Here is a 1,447-nt window from a genome sequence, read left to right on the forward strand (position 1 = left end):
GCCAGCAGCACGGCCTGTGCGCGGTCTCGGCCATGTCCTGCAGCGCCTATCCGGAGGCCTCGCTGGTGGAGTTGCGTGATGCCCGACCCAGCGATCTGCCGGTGCTGGTGTGGGCCCTGGATAACGATCCGGGTGCGCGGGATTACACCCTCAAGCACATCGCCCAGGCCGAGAAGCTGGGCTTTACCTGCCGGGCGGCCCAGATCCATCAGCGCGGCGATCGCAAGACGGACTGGAACGATCTGCACCTGCGGGCGGTGGCCAGCGAGAACGGAAACACGCAGTGGCTGGAGGACCTGACCGAGGCGCGCTACCAGGGCGACCTGCTCACCGCCCGTAGCGCCATGGACAAGGGCCTGCGCATGTATGAACACGCCGAGCGGGCGCAGTTCCATTTCGACTTTGGCAACCGGCTGTACTGGTTTGAGTTCGATGCGGTGCGCTTTGACAAGCTCTGCCGTGAATACGCCACGCGCAAAGAGGATGCGGCCGCCGAACTGGAGGAAGACGAGCTGCAGAAGCTGCGCCGGGCCAGCGCCTCGGTGAAGGAGATCGCTAGCTGCTTTCCGCAGACGTTGTACTTCCAGCGCAACGAGGTCACCGACGAGGCCTGGTACTACTTCCGGGTCTACCGCCCTCTGGGCAAGCCCAGCGTCACCGGCACCTTCACCTCCAGCCAGGCGATGAATGCCACCACTTTTCGTGACCGCCTGGCCCACATCGCCCCGGGCGAGATCTTCGACGGCACCGGGGGCCAGCTGCTGGCGGTGATGAAGGCGCAATGGAAGGACGTCAAGACCGTCCACACCGTGGACTTCATTGGCTACACCCCTGAGCACCAGGCCTATGTGTTTGGCGACCTGGCCGTGCGCCAGGGCCAGATCAGCCTGGCCAATGCCGAAGACTACTTTGAGTTCGACAAGCTGCGTATGAAGACCACCCAGCGCTCGATCCGCCTGGACATCCAGCGCGATCCCGAAGCCTTTCGCACCGATTGGCTGCCATGGCTGTGGACCTGCTTTGGCACCCACGGCATCGTCGCACTGACCTTCTGGTTTGGCTCGCTGTTTGCCAACCAGATCCGCACCACCCACAAGTCCTTCCCATTCCTGGAAGCCACCGGTGAGGCCGGTGCCGGCAAGACCACCCTGCTGACCTTCCTGTGGAAGCTACTGGCCCGGGCCGACTATGAGGGCTTTGATCCGGCCAAGTCGTCCAAGGCCGGCCGGGCACGTGCCATGGGCCAGATCTCGGGCATGCCGGTGGTGCTGTTGGAGGCGGACCGCTCGGGCGCGGACAACAAGCCGCATACCCGCGCCTTTGAGTGGGACGAGCTCAAGGACTACTTCGGCGGCGGCACCCTGGCCACGCGCGGTGTGCGCAATGGCGGTAACGAAACCTACGAGCCGCCCTTTCGCGGCACGATCGTGATCAGCCAGAACGCGGC

The 1,447-nt window shown here is 64.6% G+C and carries 1 pseudogene; it reads left to right on the plus strand.

Features of this window, described 5'->3' with window-relative positions:
* A pseudogene (locus G4G00_RS21680) lies at positions 1–1,447 on the plus strand (toprim domain-containing protein); the annotation flags it as partial.

The sequence above is a fragment of the Stenotrophomonas sp. B1-1 genome (assembly GCF_010894375.1).
In the GTDB taxonomy this organism is placed as follows: domain Bacteria; phylum Pseudomonadota; class Gammaproteobacteria; order Xanthomonadales; family Xanthomonadaceae; genus Stenotrophomonas.